The organism is Fretibacter rubidus (assembly GCF_041429785.1).
Taxonomy (GTDB): domain Bacteria; phylum Pseudomonadota; class Alphaproteobacteria; order Caulobacterales; family Maricaulaceae; genus Fretibacter; species Fretibacter rubidus.
Window position 1 is genome coordinate 878,294 of record NZ_CP163423.1, and the last position, 19,225, is coordinate 897,518.

The 19,225-nt window shown below is 51.2% G+C and carries 19 protein-coding genes; 10 read left to right on the top strand and 9 right to left on the bottom strand.

The features are described from left to right. Window position 1: 1 nt before the first annotated feature. The 4 genes from AB6B37_RS04140 to AB6B37_RS04155 form a co-directional block, all read right to left on the bottom strand. Window positions 2-769 carry an SDR family NAD(P)-dependent oxidoreductase gene (locus AB6B37_RS04140; RefSeq protein ID WP_371397641.1) on the bottom strand — a complete coding sequence of 256 codons (768 nt, stop codon included), beginning with the start codon at window positions 767-769 and terminating at the stop codon, window positions 2-4. Further along, complete coding sequence (locus tag AB6B37_RS04145; protein ID WP_371397642.1) at window positions 766-2,118, bottom strand: FAD-dependent oxidoreductase; 1,353 nt, start codon at window positions 2,116-2,118, stop codon at window positions 766-768. Before AB6B37_RS04145 ends, AB6B37_RS04140 begins: the two co-directional genes overlap by 4 nt. Further along, window positions 2,115-3,593: a UbiA family prenyltransferase gene (locus tag AB6B37_RS04150; RefSeq protein WP_371397643.1), complete on the bottom strand. Its 1,479-nt coding sequence runs from the start codon at window positions 3,591-3,593 to the stop codon at window positions 2,115-2,117. The genes AB6B37_RS04145 and AB6B37_RS04150 overlap by 4 nt, the downstream gene beginning before the upstream one ends. Before the next feature lie 69 nt (window positions 3,594-3,662). Then, window positions 3,663-5,318: an ArnT family glycosyltransferase gene (locus AB6B37_RS04155; RefSeq protein WP_371397644.1), complete on the bottom strand. Its 1,656-nt coding sequence runs from the start codon at window positions 5,316-5,318 to the stop codon at window positions 3,663-3,665. Window positions 5,319-5,410: 92 nt separating this feature from the next. On the opposite strand from AB6B37_RS04155, the gene AB6B37_RS04160 reads away from it, so the two are divergent. Then, entirely contained in the window at window positions 5,411-6,013 is a 603-nt protein-coding gene (locus AB6B37_RS04160; protein ID WP_371397645.1) for a glutathione S-transferase family protein, read from the top strand. A 10-nt stretch (window positions 6,014-6,023) separates the two neighbouring features. Here the strand turns inward: AB6B37_RS04160 and AB6B37_RS04165 are convergent, their stop codons facing one another. Both AB6B37_RS04165 and AB6B37_RS04170 read right to left on the bottom strand, forming a co-directional pair. Then, complete coding sequence (locus tag AB6B37_RS04165; protein ID WP_371397646.1) at window positions 6,024-6,176, bottom strand: hypothetical protein; 153 nt, start codon at window positions 6,174-6,176, stop codon at window positions 6,024-6,026. An 87-nt stretch (window positions 6,177-6,263) separates the two neighbouring features. Continuing rightward, a complete protein-coding gene (locus tag AB6B37_RS04170; RefSeq protein WP_371397647.1) occupies window positions 6,264-6,818 on the bottom strand; it encodes a hypothetical protein in 555 nt (184 codons plus the stop codon). A gap of 53 nt (window positions 6,819-6,871) precedes the next feature. Between AB6B37_RS04170 and AB6B37_RS04175 the strand changes: the two genes are divergently transcribed. The 7 genes from AB6B37_RS04175 to AB6B37_RS04205 all read left to right on the top strand — a co-directional run bounded on the left by AB6B37_RS04175 (window position 6,872) and on the right by AB6B37_RS04205 (window position 14,668). Next, window positions 6,872-7,261 carry a hypothetical protein gene (locus AB6B37_RS04175; protein ID WP_371397648.1) on the top strand — a complete coding sequence of 130 codons (390 nt, stop codon included), beginning with the start codon at window positions 6,872-6,874 and terminating at the stop codon, window positions 7,259-7,261. Between the two features lie 78 nt (window positions 7,262-7,339). Continuing rightward, the gene (locus AB6B37_RS04180; protein WP_371397649.1) at window positions 7,340-8,389 is read left to right on the top strand and encodes a YjgN family protein; all 1,050 of its coding nucleotides are present in this window, start codon (window positions 7,340-7,342) and stop codon (window positions 8,387-8,389) included. Between the two features lie 14 nt (window positions 8,390-8,403). Further along, entirely contained in the window at window positions 8,404-9,594 is a 1,191-nt protein-coding gene (locus AB6B37_RS04185) for a M48 family metallopeptidase (protein WP_371397650.1), read from the top strand. Window positions 9,595-9,768: 174 nt separating this feature from the next. Beyond that, window positions 9,769-12,846 carry an isoleucine--tRNA ligase gene (ileS, locus tag AB6B37_RS04190; protein ID WP_371397651.1) on the top strand — a complete coding sequence of 1,026 codons (3,078 nt, stop codon included), beginning with the start codon at window positions 9,769-9,771 and terminating at the stop codon, window positions 12,844-12,846. Window positions 12,847-13,042: 196 nt separating this feature from the next. Then, window positions 13,043-13,702, top strand: a complete 660-nt coding sequence (locus tag AB6B37_RS04195) for a glutathione S-transferase (protein WP_371397652.1) — start codon at window positions 13,043-13,045, stop codon at window positions 13,700-13,702. 20 nt (window positions 13,703-13,722) lie between these two features. Next, complete coding sequence (locus tag AB6B37_RS04200; RefSeq protein WP_371397653.1) at window positions 13,723-14,250, top strand: adenine phosphoribosyltransferase; 528 nt, start codon at window positions 13,723-13,725, stop codon at window positions 14,248-14,250. Beyond that, window positions 14,237-14,668 carry an ABZJ_00895 family protein gene (locus tag AB6B37_RS04205; RefSeq protein ID WP_371397654.1) on the top strand — a complete coding sequence of 144 codons (432 nt, stop codon included), beginning with the start codon at window positions 14,237-14,239 and terminating at the stop codon, window positions 14,666-14,668. Before AB6B37_RS04200 ends, AB6B37_RS04205 begins: the two co-directional genes overlap by 14 nt. A gap of 27 nt (window positions 14,669-14,695) precedes the next feature. Here AB6B37_RS04205 and AB6B37_RS04210 read toward each other — a convergent pair whose 3' ends face one another. Then, complete coding sequence (locus AB6B37_RS04210; RefSeq protein WP_371398407.1) at window positions 14,696-15,163, bottom strand: YaiI/YqxD family protein; 468 nt, start codon at window positions 15,161-15,163, stop codon at window positions 14,696-14,698. A gap of 198 nt (window positions 15,164-15,361) precedes the next feature. Between AB6B37_RS04210 and AB6B37_RS04215 the strand changes: the two genes are divergently transcribed. Beyond that, entirely contained in the window at window positions 15,362-16,420 is a 1,059-nt protein-coding gene (locus AB6B37_RS04215; RefSeq protein WP_371397655.1) for a fatty acid desaturase, read from the top strand. A 352-nt stretch (window positions 16,421-16,772) separates the two neighbouring features. Here the strand turns inward: AB6B37_RS04215 and AB6B37_RS04220 are convergent, their stop codons facing one another. Beyond that, complete coding sequence (locus tag AB6B37_RS04220) at window positions 16,773-17,711, bottom strand: DUF1295 domain-containing protein (RefSeq protein ID WP_371397656.1); 939 nt, start codon at window positions 17,709-17,711, stop codon at window positions 16,773-16,775. Between the two features lie 98 nt (window positions 17,712-17,809). On the opposite strand from AB6B37_RS04220, the gene AB6B37_RS04225 reads away from it, so the two are divergent. Continuing rightward, a complete protein-coding gene (locus AB6B37_RS04225; RefSeq protein ID WP_371397657.1) occupies window positions 17,810-18,346 on the top strand; it encodes a DUF805 domain-containing protein in 537 nt (178 codons plus the stop codon). Between the two features lie 5 nt (window positions 18,347-18,351). Here the strand turns inward: AB6B37_RS04225 and AB6B37_RS04230 are convergent, their stop codons facing one another. Further along, window positions 18,352-19,197, bottom strand: a complete 846-nt coding sequence (locus AB6B37_RS04230) for a TrmH family RNA methyltransferase (RefSeq protein ID WP_371397658.1) — start codon at window positions 19,195-19,197, stop codon at window positions 18,352-18,354. Between the last annotated feature and the right edge of the window lie 28 nt (window positions 19,198-19,225).

Sequence of the window (19,225 nt, forward strand, 5' to 3'; positions counted from 1 at the left end):
ATTATAATTTAGTCTTATGGAACACAAAATTTGGCGTCATCCGAATTAGTAGCAAGATAAAGCGCCAGAACCAAGGCGCGTAGATTTTGCTGCGGCCTTTGCGTTCCGCGCGGCGGATAATCTTGGCGATTGTCTCTGGGCTTGCCCACAGCGGGCCGCCTTTATCAAGATGGTCGGTCATGGGCGTATCAATAAAGCCAGGCTTGACCAGCAGGACATTGATATCCGCGCCGACCGTTTGTGCAGCGCGGTGGGCCATACCGTCTGCAAAAATCTCCAGCGCACCTTTGGCGGCGCCGTAATGATAATTGGATTGCCGCCCCCGGTCACCCGCCACTGATCCGATGATGGTCAGTTTTCCGTGCCCTTGAAAGGCAAAATGATCAAAGGCTTTCTCTGCCCAGATGGCGGCGGATGTAAAATTAGTTTGCAGCGACTTGGCCAAGGCTTTGCTATCTATTTGGCTTTCTTCTTGGTCACCCAGCACACCGTAAGCGATGAATACGCTATCGATGTTCCCAGCGGCGTCTTTGACTGCGTCCCAATGTTTATCAATCGCACTCACCCCCGACAGGTCGCAGTTATAAGAACTGACTCGCCCCATTGTGCGCGCGGCGAGGTCGGCAACATTATCCGCCAGCGCAGATTTGTTGCGCCCAACCAATAATATATCGGCCCCATCGGCGGCGATGATGCGGGCGTAGGCCATAGCGACAGCGGAGGTGCCGCCGAGGATGACATAGCTTTTTAAGGGGGTGGTCTTACTCATGACGCGGGGGCCTTTGGGGTTGAATTCTGAGAGGGCGTTTCTATCACGCGTTGCCAGAAAGAGGACATAATTTTCGGGTCACGGGCAGCCTCAAGCGTGCTCCAGTCTGGATAGCTGTCTTGGAAAAATTTCCCTGACATATGCGCGTCTTTGGCGATGTAATTACGGCCACCGTGGCGGGCCACACAGTCATCAAGCTTTGTTAAAAGCGCGCGTGTTTTCTCGCCTTTATTAGCAAAATCAAGCGCCAAACTAACGCCCGGTCCGATGTTGCAAAAGCTCATAACACCCGGTGAGGGCTCTGTGCCGTGATGTTTTAAAACCGCCAGAAAAGACCCTTGGCCAGAGTGTTTGATAATAGACAGCATCTCGCGGATACCGTCTTGGGCGCAATCTTGCGGGATCAGGCATTGATGTTGGTAAAAACCCTTGCGACCATATAATTTATTCCAATCAGCGATACTATCCAGCGGATAAAAATAAGGGTCATAATGGGCGCGGCCTTTGTACCGCGCGCCGGGGCGGATGCGGTATAACGTATTGAACAGACCGATAGTAAAACGGTTAAGAAGAAAAGCGGGTGTTGGGAAAGGCCAGCGGAATTTAGTCTCGCTGTCATGGGGGCTCAGCCCGCCGTAATCCGAAAACCTAGCGCGGGTGAAAATCCCGCGACCCAATTTTGATTGGGGCGCAAAGCAATCCACCCAAGCAACATTATAGGGCCAATCGGCACTGTCGGCGGAGAGTTTAAAGAATTCATCCAGCGAGCGGTAAGGTATATTTTCAACATCCAGATAGGCAGATTTTATGGGTTTTAATTTTAACTCGACCCAATCAATGATGCCCGTTAATCCCAAGCCGCCGATTGTCAGGGCGAACATTTTTTTATTCTTGGTTGGCGTGCAAACCATCGGCGCACGGTCAGAGCGGACAAGGGATAAGGCCAAGACATGCGCGCCAAAGCTGCCGTCTTTATGGTGATTTTTGCCGTGGACATCATTGGCGATCGCCCCGCCGAGGGTGACAAATTTACTGCCGGGGCTGACGGGAATAAACCAGCCTTGGGGCACGCTCACGCGCAGCAATGCGTCAAGCGTCAGGCCAGAGCGGGCGCGTAAAATACCGCTGTCTTTATCAAAGCTGATAATATGATCACGCGCCGTCATTTGTAACAGCGTGCCGTCAGGGTTTAGTCCCACATCGCCATATGAGCGCCCCATACCGTGCGGCAGTAGCGTCGGCGCGCCGTCTAATGCGTGCTTAAAATCAAGTGGGCTATGCGCGCGGGCAGGGCGACGATTTTGCGCGGCGTGTGGTAGGCGTCCCCAATTGTTAACGGGCATTGTCATGATAATAACGCCCCTTTTTCGACCAGCACAATAATCACCGAGAGCAATCCCAAAACGAGGCTTAACGGATCTTTGATGGCGAATAAAACGGGGTCATCATTCATCTCTCCACGGTACGTCAAAAGCCACATCCGCATCATCCAAAAGGTAAGGATAATACCAACCGCAAACAGGCCATAAGGGGATGTGAGGGCTGGGTTTTCAGCAATTAATCCATAGAGTGAAAAGGCCACAAGTGTCATCGCCAATGACATAATACCAAAGCCCAAAATAATAGGACCGTCTGTGCGGCGGTATCCCCGTCCCGGAATTAATTCAGATGTATTGCTGTCTATCGCGACCTGTTTATTCACTTCAGTATAGCGTTTCACTAAGGACAAGCTGAGGAATAACGCCACGATAAAACAGGCGAGCCAAGGGGAGACGGGTTCTGATAAAATTGCGCCACCCGCCGCGACACGTATCAGAAACAGATTGGCCAGTGTCAGCACATCAAAAATGGCCACGCGTTTAATATAAAAAGAATAAGCCAGGGTCAGCACTAGATATAGACACAGCACCGCAAAGAACGCCGCATTAATTGACCACGCCATCACTGCCGCTAAAGCAAGCCCCATCATCACAATCAAGACACCTGCGGGCACAGGCAGCGCGCCACTGGCAAAGGGTCTGAATTTCTTGCGGCTATGGGCGCGGTCATGTTGTATATCGACTAAATCGTTTAGGACATATGTTGCACTGGCCAGCACACCCATGGCCAGAAATCCAAGGAGTAAGGCGCCGTAATCCGTAACGCTTATGCGGTCGATGATGAGTATTGGGATCAGAAATAAAAGAAGGTTTTTCACCCATTGATGAAGGCGTAATGCCTTGATAACGGCCTTTAATCCGCCTTGGCTTTTATCGATGATTTGAACGGGGGTTCCGATTTTGGATGTCACGCGATGGGCGGATTTTGGCGGGTTGACGGCAAAGGCATTCTGACTGTCTTGCCAGACCGCTATGTCCGCGCGCGCATTACCGACATAGTCAAAACCCTTTGGATAATGCGATTTTAAAAAGGCGGCCTTACGGGCGCTGGTTAGATTGACGTCTTGTGTGCTGCCGAAACTGTCATCGATAAACTTAAACTGGCTCGCAATTTTGCGCACTAATCTTTCGTCACTGCCAGAACATAAAATCACGGCTTGGCCTTGGGCTTTGGCCGCTTTGGCTTGGGCTATGACGGCGTCGTTATAGGGCAGGGTCGCGACGTTAATTCTGTGCCCGACAAGGTCAAAGAGCGCAGCTTTTAGCCGTTGCTTCTGCCCGAGATATTTGAATAGAATAAGCAGTGTTGCCAAAGGGTGATAACAGACTGCTAAGAGCAAAAGCTCATGCGATAAATCATTTCGGATAAAGGTCCCGTCAAGGTCAAGGACAAGGGGCATTTTCGCAAGGGGCGTTTGTGTCTGTACCAAACTGTCCATGACCATGAAAACCTTATTGCGCGACTGTGCCCCATGGGCGCTCCGCTGTAGCCTATCGCATGCGGGGTTAAAAGCCTATAAATCTATGCGGTAATGCAGCGTACAATATCCTGCCTCGACACGGTCCCATCTTGTTTTGGGGTCGGTAATGCTGTCCTCTATGAATTGATCCATCAAGGCTTGCTCTATTGGGTAGTCTTTGGAGTGTTCTTTGTAGATACAGTCGACAATCCCCGCGAGCGGTTTTTCGCCCAAGACTCGTGATGGTCTATCCATAATCATCTTGATATATCCCTGTTCAATCCAAAGCGGCACAGCCATGCCTTTACGCTGTCCGTAATAAAAAACATGGGATGACCAATCCAGCCCCAATGTCATCAACGTGCCATGGGTCGAAACACGTTCTTTCACCAAAAGCGCGATTTGATGCGGTGGTTGATCTGTGAACTCTGATGGGTTTGTTGTGAGTTTATAATAACCGTCAGTGAAGGTTATGATTTGCCCCGCCACCACTGCGACCAAACCAAGGCTGCCGATAATTTTGAAATGTTTCCCCGCCTCTAATAACGCGCCTATAACACTGGCGACGGCGGCAATTAAAAAGATGCTATTGGCCGCTTGGTAATATTCATGCTGAATATGCAGATTAGCAAACAAGACCATTGGCAGGAGGAAAAGCAAAATTGAGGTGAAGGTAAGGGTGAGTGTCTTTCGCCAGTGTGAAGCGCGGTTTCTTAAGGCTAAAAGAGCTATGAAAAGAAAGACTGCTACCCACCAAAATTGACCAATCGCTTCGGGGATTGCGCGGTCTTTGATCAGGTCTATCCAAAATTCTTTTGTAAAGCGCGTGGACATATCGCCAAAATTCCACAGCGATAAATTATCAGAGGCTAGAAAAAACCCGACCATGGATTGTTTTTTCAAAACATCTGTATGCGTCGTCCATGACAGCCCAATGTAAAGCGCGATAAGAACAGCAATAAGCAAGACTGCGCCGCGTTTGATGGTGGTGATGGTGTCAGCTGTTGTCAGTGTGGCGGGGCGCAGCGCGGTGATAACAGCTTTGTTTTGCAAGAGATAATAAATCCCCCCCGCGACCACAAAAACAGGCCAAGTTGTCGCTTTGGTGAGCACGCATAAAACGCCTAAAAGGGTCGCGGTAATGGCCGCTATCCAGCCACCTTTATCTGTGAACCGCATCAGTGCATATAAAAATCCGAGGCCGAAAAACAGCGCTGTGGTTTCAATCATAAAGGTACGAGACCAGAATATATAAAGCGGGGAGCACAGCGCGAGAATGATAAATATCCGTGCCGTGGTTTTGCGCGCGGGGAATAAATACCAGAGGATACGATAGCCTAGGATAAGGCAGCCGAGCCAATAAAGCGCGCTGACAATGCGGCCATTGGCGTCTAGGCCAAGCGGGGATATTTTAGCAAATAGCGCAACAGAAATTTGATAAATCGGTGCTTCGAAAGGGATGGTCCACGGCGTGCCGAAAACGGGCGTGATATAATTAAATGTCAGGCCGTCCTCTATCAGGTAATAGGTGCTGATTGCGGTTTGGGTTTGGCGAAAACTATGGCTTTCAATAATCGCATGATTGGCGGTTGTCGCGATGAAGCCAATATACAACAGCCCAAGAACCGTGATAAGGACCAGCAGCGCATAGCGCCTTGCTCGCGTTATCTGTCCCTCTGTCGTGGGCGCATGATCTATTGGCTTTGTCATAAATGCATCATTAGTGGCGTTACGGCGGCCTAGCGTTTATAGCTTTGACTGGCAAGAACTCTGATTGCTTAACCATGACCATAAGGCCCGCTATGAAACTCTATGATTATCTTCCGTCCGGCAATAGCTATAAGGTGCGTTTGCTTTTGTCCTACCTTGCGCTTGAATATGACTGGGTGAATTTGGACATTATTGCAGGTGAGACTCATACGGCGGATTACAAGTCGCGCAATCCTGTTGGCCAAATCCCACTGCTGGAATTATCCGACGGGCGCACGATAGCCGAAAGCAACGCGATTTTATACTTCCTTGCCGAAGGCACGCCCTACTGGCCGTCCAACGTATTTGACCAAGCCAAGTGCCTACAATGGATGTTTTTTGAGCAATATAAACATGAGCCGTCCATCGCCGTGGCGCGGTTTATCCGAACCTATTATCCGCAGGACCGCGCAGATGAACTTCCTGCCTTGATGAGCAAAGGGGTTCAAGCGCTGGATATCATGGAGGCGCATCTGGCGGATAACCAGTGGTTTGTTGGCGGCGGCCCAACCATTGCCGACATCGCGCTTTATGCCTATACTCATGTTGCGGGTGAGGGTGGATTTACCCTCTCTGATTATCCCAATATCACCATATGGCTCGACCGGTTTTCCGACCATCCGCGCCATATTCGTATTACGGATATCCCGTCATAAGGCGCGAACTTTAGTTCGTGTCAATATCAATGCCGTCCTTAGAGACATCAATGGATAAGTCAGGTTCTTGCGTTGATTGATAATAGCTATATCCGCCAATACCGATGACTGCGATGAGTAGGATGGCAATAAGTAAATTTTTATTTGAGCTTTTGTTAGACATGATATCCCCTTGAATAAACCGCCGAGCTGATATGCTTAGCGTGTATATCTGAAACATCTGACGCGTTGTTTGGTTCCAATTAAAGCGTTATTTGTTGGGATTATGGGACGAACCCTCTTGTCCGCGCAGTCTTAACAGTGGCACATCTTCCCCTGATGCCATATTCGTTACCTCTGTGACCGACGGCATCAGAGCATATTGGGTTTGATAGCGCTGCGGGCCGTAAGGACTCGCGGCCAAGAAAATTCCAGCCGTAAGGGCGCATAAAACCAGCGCGGCACCCTCGACTTTATTTTTCTTTCTCGCACTCGCGAGAAGCGCTAGCGCACCAATGCAGAGACCGACGGCAATTGCCACATCAGCTAGAGCTTGGGTGGGTAACCATAGTGCGGCAAGGGCTGCGGCTTTGGTTACACCGCCGTCAATGCTGCCTGTTACAAAGAGGATATAGCCCAAACCAAAGACAGCAGCGCCAGCAATCAAATGCGGTATCATCTGGGCTGTCGTTTGGCCAAGCACAGTCATCACCACGGGAAAAGCCACCACGCCCAACACGCAGATAAGATTAATCGTTTTTAGCTTTGCCGCAAAAGACAGCCCAAGGCTGAAAAATATGACGGCCGCGATAATTTCATAAGTCATCCTACCCCTATATCTATGCGTGCTTAAATTGACCCAAACGATTAGGCTTAATAATGCGTAAAGACGGTATGACAGCAAGAGAACTCGAACAGGATTGGTTATCGCTGCGCTGCTGGCTTTTGCGCTGCGTCGGGCCAGCGGCTGTGATTTTACTGCTGACGCTGGGGGCGTTTCGATTAATCACTGACCGCGCGCAAATGCTTGATCAAAATGCGGTGATTGTTGGCTTCTTTATACTCTATTTCGTGATTGTCCGGGGCGGGCATATGTTGATGATACGGTCGATGCATAATGAGCTTTTGAGTAAATATGAGGGGCCATATAAGGCACGCCTTGCCGCCCTGCCAAGACGCGGGAAAAGCCCTTTGCAGCGTCGCTCAAATATTGGTTTTACGCTCGCCAAGATAAAACGCGATTTAATCACAGAATTTGGTGCGCGTTGATAAAGCCTGTCTTGCAATCAGATATTGAGTTGCGCCGTGGCCATAGCTCCGCTACCCATGGATTAAGGGGGAGTACGCATGAGCACACCGACAGTTTATCCATTTCAATTTCGCGGTACGGCCAAAGAATATTTCGGCATTTGGATCGTCAATGTCCTGCTGAGTTTGGTGACGCTGGGCGTCTATGCCTCTTGGGCGAAAGTTCGTAATAAGAAATATTTCTACGGGCAGACCTTTGTGGATGATCATAATTTTGATTACCACGCGACGGGGATGCAGCTTTTCAAAGGCAAATTAATTGTCATTGGTGTTTTGTCGGTTTTGGTCGCGCTGCAGCTCTTAGCACCTGTTTTATATTTAATTGCGTTACTCGTCGTTTTGCCGCTTCTCCCATTGATTATTGTGCGGGCTTTAATGTTTAACGCCCGGGTCAGCAGTCACCGCAATGTGCGGTTTAATTTTATTGGCGAATATGGTGAGGCCTTTATAACCTTTTTGCTCCTACCCATTGCGAACCTTTTTACGCTTTACATGATTACGCCCATTATCTCGCGCGCGGCGAACCGTTTTACGATTAACCACCACACATTTGGTGACCGTGGGTTTGATTTTGATGCCAACTTGGGGGCATATTACAAACCCTTTTTGGGCATATTGGCGGTCAGTATTATTGGTATGATTGCTGGATTTGGCGCTCTTTTCAGTATGATGATGGGCAGACTTGAAGGCTATGACGGTGATCCGGAACGCCTGGGCATGATTATTATTCTTGTTACATATGGTATCATGTTCCTTGTTATTTTGCCGAGTGTGCTGTTCTATAAAGCCTGCGTGCGTAACATCGTCTTTAACGGAACGGTGCTGGATGATCAGCATGAATTTAAAAGCACCGTCAACCCATGGCGCTATGTTTGGATTATTGTATCAAATACATTTGCCGCGATTTTCACCATTGGGCTTTTAGTGCCGTGGGGGCGGGTGCGTTTTGCGCGTTATCTGGCCGATAATACGGCGCTGATAACGGACGGCTCGCTTGACGGTTACGCCAGTTCTGTTAGTGAAACGGCGGGCGTTATCTCCAGCGAATATGTCGATCTTGAAGGCATCGACATGGGCATTGGGATTTAACAACAGGCCCAAATATGAGCATAATAATATCAGGCGAATTTTACCGCAACCAATCCAGCGAAGGCCGGGCAGGGCGTTTGATTGTTGATGGCGATGATGTCAGAGTTGATATTACGGACGTTAATTTTCAGACCATTAATATGCGGCGAGATTTCCTGCGCTCCGAAATGCGGATAGAGCCAAAGCTCTCGACACTGGTGCGTAAGATTTACTTGCCCGATGGGTTGCAATTTCAAACCCATGAAAGCGCCGCCGTCGATAGCCTTGATAATCGCGCGCGCTGGAAACTGATTGCAAAGCTTGAAAAAACGGGCTGGCATTTGGTGCCTTTCGCGATTTTAACACCGATTTTGGCGGTGTCCTTTTACCGCATGATGATACCGCTAATCATTGGTTTGGGATTGTTCCTGACCCCCGCTGGCGTGCCTGCGCGCATTGATACGGCAACACTTGGCTCGCTTGATAAAATCTGGATGCGCCCCAGCCGAACACAGGACTACCGCCAAGACGAATTACGAGTCATCTTTGATGATTTAGTCCAGCAGCGCCATAAGGCGCGCGACCACCGTGTACCGGATTACACGCTGGAATTTCGCCGTATGCGCCCGGCCATGCCCAATGCGTTTGCGCTGCCGGGCGGGACGGTTGTGCTGACCGATACCTTAATTAAAGACTTTGACGATGACGATGTTTTGGCGGCAATCCTTGCCCATGAAATTGCCCATGTTGAATATGAACATAGCTTGCGCCAGATCTACCGCGCCATTGGTATGGCGGCGTTGATTAATATGATTGCTGGTGACGCGGGGCCGATGTTGGAGGACCTGCTGCTCGAAGGCAGCGCGCTTTTATCGCTATCATTCTCGCGTAAACATGAAAGCCAAGCCGACAAATACGCCGTGGAAATGATGCATAACATCGGCCGCCCGCCAGAGAAGATGGCGCTGTTTTTTGAAGCCATCCAAAACGGCGACATGAAACTGACCAAGCCGAGGAACCCGCTGCCGATATATGATGACCAAGGCGATCAGAGCCTAGACGCTGAATTTGACCCCGACCCCGCCCCTGACGCGTCGCCCGAAGTTGATTTGCGCGGCAAAAACTGGTTTTCTTCTCACCCGCTCAACCAAGAACGTATTGATGATATACGGCGCTGGTCGGCGGAACTCCGCGGTGAGGCGGTGCCAGAGCAGGGCGCTGAATAAGCGTTCTGAGCCGCCTCATTACGGCTTGGAAAAATTTGCGGGCTGTGATAGGCCACGCCTATGTTTGAACATGTGTCTATAATCCGAATTATAGGCCCGGCACGCTAGGCATAGACCGAACCGCGTGCCGGGATTTTGCCCTTTCCAAACACCCTTATTCTATCCGAGATTATTATGACCGAAACCACGCCGACACGCGATTACCGTGATACGCTGCTGCTGCCCAAAACCGACTTTCCGATGCGCGGGGGCTTGCCGAAAAAAGAACCTGAATGGCTTGAGTATTGGAACAAAATTGGCCTGTTTGAACGGCTGCGCGAACAATCCAAAGGCCGCCCAGATTATTGTCTGCATGACGGCCCGCCCTATGCCAATGGCCATATTCATATGGGCACGGCGCTGAATAAAATCCTCAAAGACATCATCAATAAATCCCAACAAATGGCGGGTTATAACGCGCATTATGTGCCGGGCTGGGATTGTCACGGCCTGCCGATTGAGTGGAAAGTCGAAGAAGAATTTCGCGCCAAAGGCCGGAGTAAAGACGATGTCCCCGGCAGCGAGTTTCGCAAGCGTTGCCGCGAATACGCGCAGCATTGGCTCGATATTCAGCGCGAAGAATTTAAACGCCTCGGCGTGATCGGCGAATGGGATAACCCTTATAAAACGATGAACTTCCAATCCGAAGCCGACATCGTGCATGAGCTTTTAAAGATTGCCAAAACGGGCCAGCTTTACCGCGGCTCCAAACCCGTGATGTGGAGCCCTGTCGAACAAACCGCGCTGGCCGAAGCCGAGGTGGAATATCAGGATAAGCGCGCGACGCAGATTTATGTGAAGTTTCCTGTTCGGGAAGTTACCTCAACTGACAACAGTTTCGCGGGCCGGCGTGATATGTATCTTGCAAATGCTAACGTCGATCATGACGCAGGAACGCCGCCTGGCGAGGATGAGCAACGATATCAAAGTGCGCAAGCTGAATTAGAAGCATTCGATATAGAGACTTTCGAATTACTAAAAGGTGCCTCTCTTTTGATTTGGACGACTACACCGTGGACTATTCCCGCCAATAGAGCTGTAAGTTATTCGAAAAATATAACTTACGGTTTGTATGAAATTGAAGAAATGGCCGAGAGTGAGTTCACTCCGTGGTCGAAGGTTGGTGATAAGTTAATTGTTGCTGATGATCTCTGGATGAAAATCGCAGAAGCTGGATTGATTAAGTCCACTAAAAGGCTCTGTGATGTAGGTGAAGACGAAATTGATGCACTAATTCTCAACCACCCCCTCCGCAATATGGAAGGGGCAGACAACAAGTACGACTTCCCCGTCCCAATGCTCGAAGGCTCTCATGTCACCGCTGATGCGGGTACAGGCTTTGTCCATACCGCGCCGAGCCATGGTGAGGATGACTATATCGTTTGGATGAGTAATGCGACAAAGCTCGAAGCTTTGGGCATTGATCCTGTTGTCCCCATGACGCTGGACGATGCGGGCTGTTACACCGACGTCATGCCACCGCGTCTGCAAGGCCTCGATGTTATCCGCACCTCTGGCAAGAAACGCGGCCAAGACGGCAAAGCCAACGCCGAAGTTTTAAAGGCGCTGGTCGAGTGCGGGAACTTGCTTGCGCGCGGGATTATGACTTTGCGAGACGCGCATAGCTGGCGGAGTAAAGCGCCCGTTATTCGCCGCGCCACACCGCAATGGTTCGTGTCCATGTCCAAGGGCGGATTACGCGATAAAGCCATGGCCGCGATTGAGGACACAGCGTTCTTCCCTGAACGCGGACGTAACCGCCTGTCGACCATGGTCGCGGATCGTCCTGATTGGCTGATCTCCAGACAGCGCAATTGGGGTGTTCCGATTACCTTGATTGTCGGGCCAAATGGTGAGCTTCATACAGAGCGCGACGATGCGGAATTAATTAATTCACGCATCTTGGCCGCCGTTGAAAAAGACGGTGTTGATGGTTGGTTTGAAACTCCTGTGGAAGATTTTATGGGCGGGGATTGCGACGGCTGGGCGAAGGTCAACGACATTCTCGATGTCTGGTTTGACAGTGGCTCGACCCATGCGTTTTGCCTGAAACGCCGGGATGATTTGCCGGACCGTGCGGACCTCTACCTCGAAGGGTCTGACCAACATCGCGGCTGGTTCCAAAGCTCGCTTTTGGAGAGCTGCGCGGTCTACGACGAGGCGCCCTATAAAGCTGTGCTGACCCACGGTTTTGTGGTCGATGAGAAGGGCCTGAAAATGTCCAAGTCGCTCGGCAACACCATGAGCCCTGAAGACATTTCTAAACAATACGGCGCAGACATCATGCGCCTTTGGGTGGCGTCATCCGACTGGGCAAATGATCTAAAAATCGGCAAAGAAATCATCCAAACCAATGTCGATGCCTACCGCAAAATCCGCAACACCATGCGCTATATGGTCAGCGTTCTGGAAGACGCGAAAGACATCCCGCGTGTGGATTATGCCGATATGCCCGCGTTAGAGAAATGGGCGCTGCATCAACTCGCGACCTTTACGGATGAGCACAAAGCGCTGGTTGAAAGCCATGATCATAAACGCATTCTCTCGACGCTGTTTAATTTCCTGACTGTGGATTTGTCGGCCTTTTATTTCGATATTCGCAAAGACGCGCTTTATTGTGACCCGAAACACGGCACACGCCGCCGCGCCTATATCACCGTGGTCGAAGAAATTTTCAAGCGCCTGACCACATGGCTCGCGCCCACCTTGTCCTTTACCATGGAAGAGGTCTGGCAATGGGTTTACGGGGGGGATGAAACGTCTGTGCATTTGCAGGATTATTTCGACGCGCCGAGCGAGTGGAAGGACGCAGGATTGTCTGATAAAATCGATGTTATCCGTGCCTTCCGCACTTCAGCGTCAGAGACGATTGAGCCTCTCCGCAAAGATAAAGTTATTGGCTCATCACTTGAAGTGCGCCTGACTGCGCCTACGGATGCTGCGTTGGTTTCTGCACTGACGGCGCTCGGTGTGACGCGCAAAGATGATTACGCAAACCCGTCTGACCCGTCCGATACGCTCGCGGATTATCTGATTGTGTCAGAATGCGATTTGTCATCCAAAGCGGCCGACATGAGCGTTCACGCCTTATCATCGGATGCCGCCTATAAAAAATGTGAACGCAGCTGGAAATATTTCAAGATGGCCCAAAACGAAGGCAGTAATATCACACCCCGTGATGCCGCCGCCGTCGCAGCCTTTGACGCGGGTTAGATTAAAAACCTATCGTTTGTCGTCATGCCCGCCCTTGTGGCGGGTATGCATCTGTCAAAGCAGTATGACTAATGCTAAGTCATGCGCATGGGTAGCCGCCACAGGGGCGGCTATGACGGCATTATAAATAATATTGTGCATTAAAACCCCACCAGTTTTCCGTGACAGACCCACTCTGTCGCGCTACACATATTCTATGTCAAAAATGATACTCCACATTGGGAATTATAATTATTCCAGCTGGTCTTTGCGGCCTTGGTTAGTGCTGCGTAAATCGGGATTGCCGTTCACGGTTAATGTCATCGATTTGGACGTGCCCGGGTTTAAGGATAAATTATTGGCGCTATCATCCATGGGCACTGTGCCTGTGCTGGAAGTCCATACAACAGACGGCGTGCAGATGATCCCTGACAGCCTGGCGATTTGTGAATTTTTGGCCAAATGTGTGCCCAACCTCTGGCCAACAGATGCGGCCACGCGCGAGAAAGCCCGCCAAGCGACAAAGTTGATGCATGAGGGATTTGCGGCCCTGCGTAATGAAGCGCCGATGAACCTGCGTCGCCGTACATCGACCAAAATGCCCAAAGACTGCATAGCCGACGCCGCCGATATGGACGGCCTGTGGCAGGACCTTTTGGCCGATCATGACGGCGCGTTTTTGTTCAAAGACTGGTCAATAACGGACGCCTTTTACACCCCCGCAGCCACGCGGTTTGAGAGCTACGGCATCCCGCGGTCTGCGCGCGCTGATACCTATATCAGCGAGCTGATGTCCGACCCTGATTTCCAAGATTGGGAAGCCATGGCCTTTAAAGAGACGCATATCCTGCCCGACACCGATAAGGTCAACGCCTAGCCACCATTACCGAGACGATTATGAACCTAAAAGACACCATACGCACTATTCCTGATTTTCCCAAACCGGGGATTATGTATCGGGATATTACGACGCTGCTGACTAACCGCCGTGCTTTTGCGCAGACGATTATTGATATGTCTGCGCCCTATCAAACCAAAGATATTGATAATGTTGCGGGCATAGAAGCGCGCGGCTTTACCGTAGGCGGCGCGATTGCTTATGAATTGGGCGCGGGGTTTGTGCCCATCCGCAAAGCGGGCAAGTTGCCCTTTGATACCTATGCCCAAGATTATGATTTGGAATACGGCTCTGACACGCTGGAAATTCACGCCGACAGCATCCGCAAAGGCGAGCGCGTCTTGCTCGTCGATGACCTGATCGCGACGGGCGGCACAGCGGAGGCGTCGATAAAACTGCTTCTCAAAGCCGGGGCGGAAATTGTGGGCGCTGCGTTTATCGTGGACTTGCCAGATTTAGGCGGGTTGGCGCGCATCACGAAAATGGGTATTCCTGTGACCGCCTTGGTGACTTATGACGGGCATTGATAGGGTCAGTTTAAAACCGCAATATAAGATTTTCACTTTAGTCTTAGTTGCAGCCACCGTTTTGGCAGCAATAATAGAAACGATATTAGGGGTCTCTTTAACCGGTTTAAAAATCATAATACCGTCGCTTGCCGCTGTGACTGCGGGCGTTGACTTCCTCAAAACGCATGACCGCCGTATGACGGATGCGGAGCGCAAACGCGCTGTACGGGGGAGCTTTGCGATTTTCCTGCTTGTATCCCTTATCACTGCGCCGTTAGGTTTGATTGATCCTGATAATCGCGACATGATCATGTCGATCTTGGCCGGGTTTTTGATCGCGTTGTTGATAGTTTTTGCGCTGACCTATGGCCTAATCGCGCTCAGCTATGGCTGGATGGTCAATAAACGTGCGATACGGCTAGGCATTGTTGGGTGAGGCGCCGGACCCTCTGCCATAAATACGCTAACCCCGCTTTATCCCCTCAACCGCATTATGCAGGCTTTGTAAAAACGCCGACCTATCCCGCGCGCTGAACGGCGGCGGGCCGCCCGCGTTTGGCATGTCTGCGCCTGCGCGTAAATCCGCCATAATGGCGCGCATGGCAATCGCGCTGCCGATACTGTTCTTGTCAAAGGGCTTTCCGTTGGGGGCGAGCACAACGGCATCTGCGTTAAGGCAGCGTTCGGCCAGCAATATATCAGACGTTATCACGATTACCTTTGGTCCCGCGCGCTCTGCGATAAAATCATCGGCCGCGTCAAACCCGTCCGTGACAAGGTGAAAGCTAAACAGCGGAAATTTCGGCACGCGAATAAAACTATTGGCGACAATATGCACGGGCACATCATGACGTTCTGCGACGCGGTAAACCTCGTCCCGCACAGGACAGGCGTCGGCATCGATATAGATTTGGGGCAGGGGGTTTGTCATGGATTTGATATGGCGGGCGGGCAGCATTTTAGCAAGTGAGCGCTGCCGAGACTGCGGCATATCGGCTAGACGACTGCGTTATCCCCGTAAATTATGCAGACTCACTGCATTCTAACAGCATCGTCATTAACCATTGCTTGATAAATCCTCCACTATGCCTTTGTGTAGATAAAAGATTCGGGGGAAACAGGATCAATCATGACACAACAGACTGACGTTCAACTTGGCGAGAGCCATGTGACCGCGAGCCGTGCGCCCGCCCATCAATGGTTAAAGGCGCTGGCCCCTTATAAAGACCCCAGCTTAAAACGCTCAATCGTCGAGCTTATCATTACGATTGTGCCTTTTGTCGCGCTATGGGCGGCGGCTGTGTCGATGTCCTTTGTTAGCTACTTTCTCACTATTCCGATTTGTGTGATTGCGGCCTTTTTCCTTGTGCGGCTTTTCCTTATTCAGCACGATTGTAGCCACGGCGCGTTTTTCAAATCCCGCAAGGCCAATGATTGGGTCGGCCGCGTCATCGGCGTTTTCACGGTCACGCCTTATGACCTTTGGAAAAAAGCGCATCTTATCCATCACGCCAGCCATGGTAATCTGGACAAGCGCGGCATTGGCGACATCATGACCCTAACGGTGGATGAATATAATGAACGCAATGCTTGGGGACGGTTTACATATCGCCTTTACCGTAATCCCTTTGTGTTGTTTGGTATTGGGCCGATCTTTGTGTTTTTGCTGCACCAGCGTTTGCCGATTGGATTTATGAAATCGGGTCTGCGCTATTGGGTGTCTACCATGGGCACAAATTTGGCCATGGCTGTGATTATTTTTGCAGGGATATACTGGCTCGGTTGGATGCCGTTTCTAGTGACCTATCTGTGTATTACCTGTATTGCCGCCGCGATTGGTGTCTGGCTGTTTTATGTGCAGCACCAGTTCGAGAACGCTGAATGGGACACGTCAGAGAATTGGAAAGTCCACGACGCGGCGCTTTACGGCTCCACCCATTATGATTTGCCGCCTGTGCTGCGTTGGCTCACAGCCAATATTGGTGTGCATCATGTGCATCACCTTTATGCGCGCATTCCGTTTTATAACCTGTCAAAGATTATGCGCGACCACCCGCGTCTGGCCGATATTCGCCGCCTCACGCTGATGGAGAGTTTCAAGACGGTGCGCCTGAAACTATGGGACGCGAAAGAGCGTAAGCTCGTGACCTACCGCGAGGCCAAAGCGCGGCGCAAGGCGGTGGCGTAAGGCCGCGACCCTCGCGCTGTCTTAAATCTAATACGCCACACCGCCGCGACCCAAAAGGTTGCGACGGTGTGGCGTGAACTATCAAAAATGGGCTCTGCGGAAGATATAACACGACATGGTTTCCGGGCGGCTGCGCTGCGTCGGAATGACGGTGGGTGTGTTCGGAAATAATTGGCGCTCTTTTTTACTCACTGTTTAGATGCAGACCTCCCAAAACACCAAACATGTCACACCTCCGCGGCCTGAAAGGACGCCCGGTGTCCATGGCGTGATACCCCTGCGGGGGGCCTTTGATGGTAGTTTTGCGCTATGGGCTACCAATAGAAGTCTGCAATAATCGCGGCGAGACTGACTAAACGTCGACCTTTGACTTGTCCTTTGGCGGCATGGGGAAGAACCCACTAGTCCGTTCAATATAGCGCTGGTAGTTTTTACGCTTGCCCATGTCGCGTTCTAGCAAGTCTTTGCCAGACACTTTCACAAGCAAGAGGTTCATGATGATCGGCGCAAAGATTGTTGTCCAACCCCACGGGGCTTGGCAAGCAATCAGCCATATGCCCCACCACATACAGGCATTGCCGAAATAATTGGGATGACGTGTGTAGCGCCACAGCCCGCTATTCATCAAGGGCTTGTCTTCCTCTGGCCCGTCATAATCTTTATTGCGTTTTAAGAACGCCGCAAGCTGAGCGTCGCCAACAGCTTCAAAAAGAAAGCCAATGAGCCAAAGGATGGCGCCTAAGATGGCGAGCAAGCCAATATTGACTGCGAAAAGCGTTCCATCGTTAATTAATGATACGCCCGATTTATCGAATAGCGCCTCAGAACTTTCCCCAGATAGGGTCATCATGTCAATTATGTCATTAACTTGAAGGCCTGTCGCCATACCGACCCACACAGGGGCGGACACGATCATAATCAACACGCCTTGGCCAAAGAATATCGTGAACAAACTCCGCATCCGCCACGCCGTCTCGCTCATGCCTTTTTTCTCGGCCCGTTTACGCATGGCCACGTAGCGTTTGTCCTCGCCGTGACCAAGGTTACGCTTGGCGAGGTAAGCCGTGAGGCGCGCCCCCCATATGATTGGCAAGCTACCAAGCAACCACAGATAGGGCGTGCGCACATCCGCAAGGTAGAGGCAAACTGCGCCGACAATTAAAAACCCAAAGCCCCAAAATATATCAATCAGACTTGCGTCTTTTACGGCGACACTAATCGCCCAAAGCAGAGTAAGAGCTCCGAAAACAACAACGGCGGCGTGGGAGAAGTTTACAATAATATCTGTCATATAACTCTTACGGTGCGACATTCTGACTAGATGTCCAGTGCGATGTTTTATCCGCAAAAAAGCTTACGCCTTGGCGCGCCCTATGATAGGCGAGCGGTATGAACTTCTTTACAGCCATACAGACGGGCATCGCGCGTGCTCTTGATTTTACGGGTCGTTCTCGGCGGTCTGAATTTTGGTGGTTTACGCTATTTTCTATGCTGGTCGTGATTGTGGCGATATCGCTCGATAGGGGCTTGGGCTTGCCTGCGCTGGGCGTTATGCCAGAGACGGGATTGCCAGAGACCTATCAACAAAGTCTGTTTTGGGTATTTCGTGTGGGCACCCATCCGACAGAGACGCTCGCGGGGCTATTGTTGTTTATTCCGCTTTATTCACTGATGGTGCGACGCCTGCATGATACAGGACGGTCGGGTTATTGGGCGCTGTTATTTTACGGGCTGAACTTTGTCTCTGGCCCGACCATCACGCGCATGATGAACGCGGTAGAGGCCGAGGACATGACGGTTTTTAATAACCAAACTGTGGTCGTTATTTTGCTGGTCAATGTGATCGCGTCGGTGTTGTATCTGGTCTTTATGGTCAAAGACAGCGACAAAGGCCCTAACCGCTACGGGCCTTCGCCTAAAGACTAATAGACTTAATCTCTGCGCGCTTCATAAAGTGCAATGGCGGCCGCTGTGGCGACGTTTAGGCTCTCGGCTTCACCGACCACATCACCACTCATCATCGGGATACGGGCCAGTTGGTCGCAACTTTTGCGGACACGGTCACGCAGTCCGGGGCCTTCTGCGCCCATCACGATAACCTGCCGCCCGCCGCTTGACAGGGCCTGGCCTAATGACAGTTCAGTCTCGCCCGCCAATCCCGTGACCATCCAATTGGCTTTTTGTAAATCGAGCAGCGTATTAGCCACATTGGTGACAAGGCAAACGGGAACGGTTTCAATGCATCCTACGGCGACTTTGGCCGTGGCCCCCGACAGAGGTGGTGACTTACGGTCTTGCATGACCAGTGCGTCTACACCAAAGGCTGAACATAACCGCAGCATCGCGCCGACATTATGTGGGTCGGTGATCTGATCCAGCACAAGGATAAGACCATTATCACCGGCCTCGCCCAAAATATCCTCTAGGGCGGGCCACTCCAGCGGGGCGCATTTCATCGCAATGCCTTGGTGCGCGCTGCCGTCAAATTGGCGGTCCATCATACCAGGCAGCACAATTTTGGGCGGCGGGGCATTATCAGGGACGGCGATGCGCGCTGCAGCGGCCTCTGTCATCATAATCTGGTGTATTGTTCGTTTCGGATTGGACAGCGCTGCGACACAGGCATGATTACCCCAAATCCAGCCCGCGCCCCCTTCGCGGCCTTTACCCCCACGGCGATTCCCGCCTGAACCGCCCCGATTCTCGGAAACCGTGTCAGACCGACCCCCGCGACCGCCCTTTTTTGGTGATTTTGGCGTTGCAATCGTTTGCGGCATACGTCTGCCTGCGGCGCGACGGGGGGCA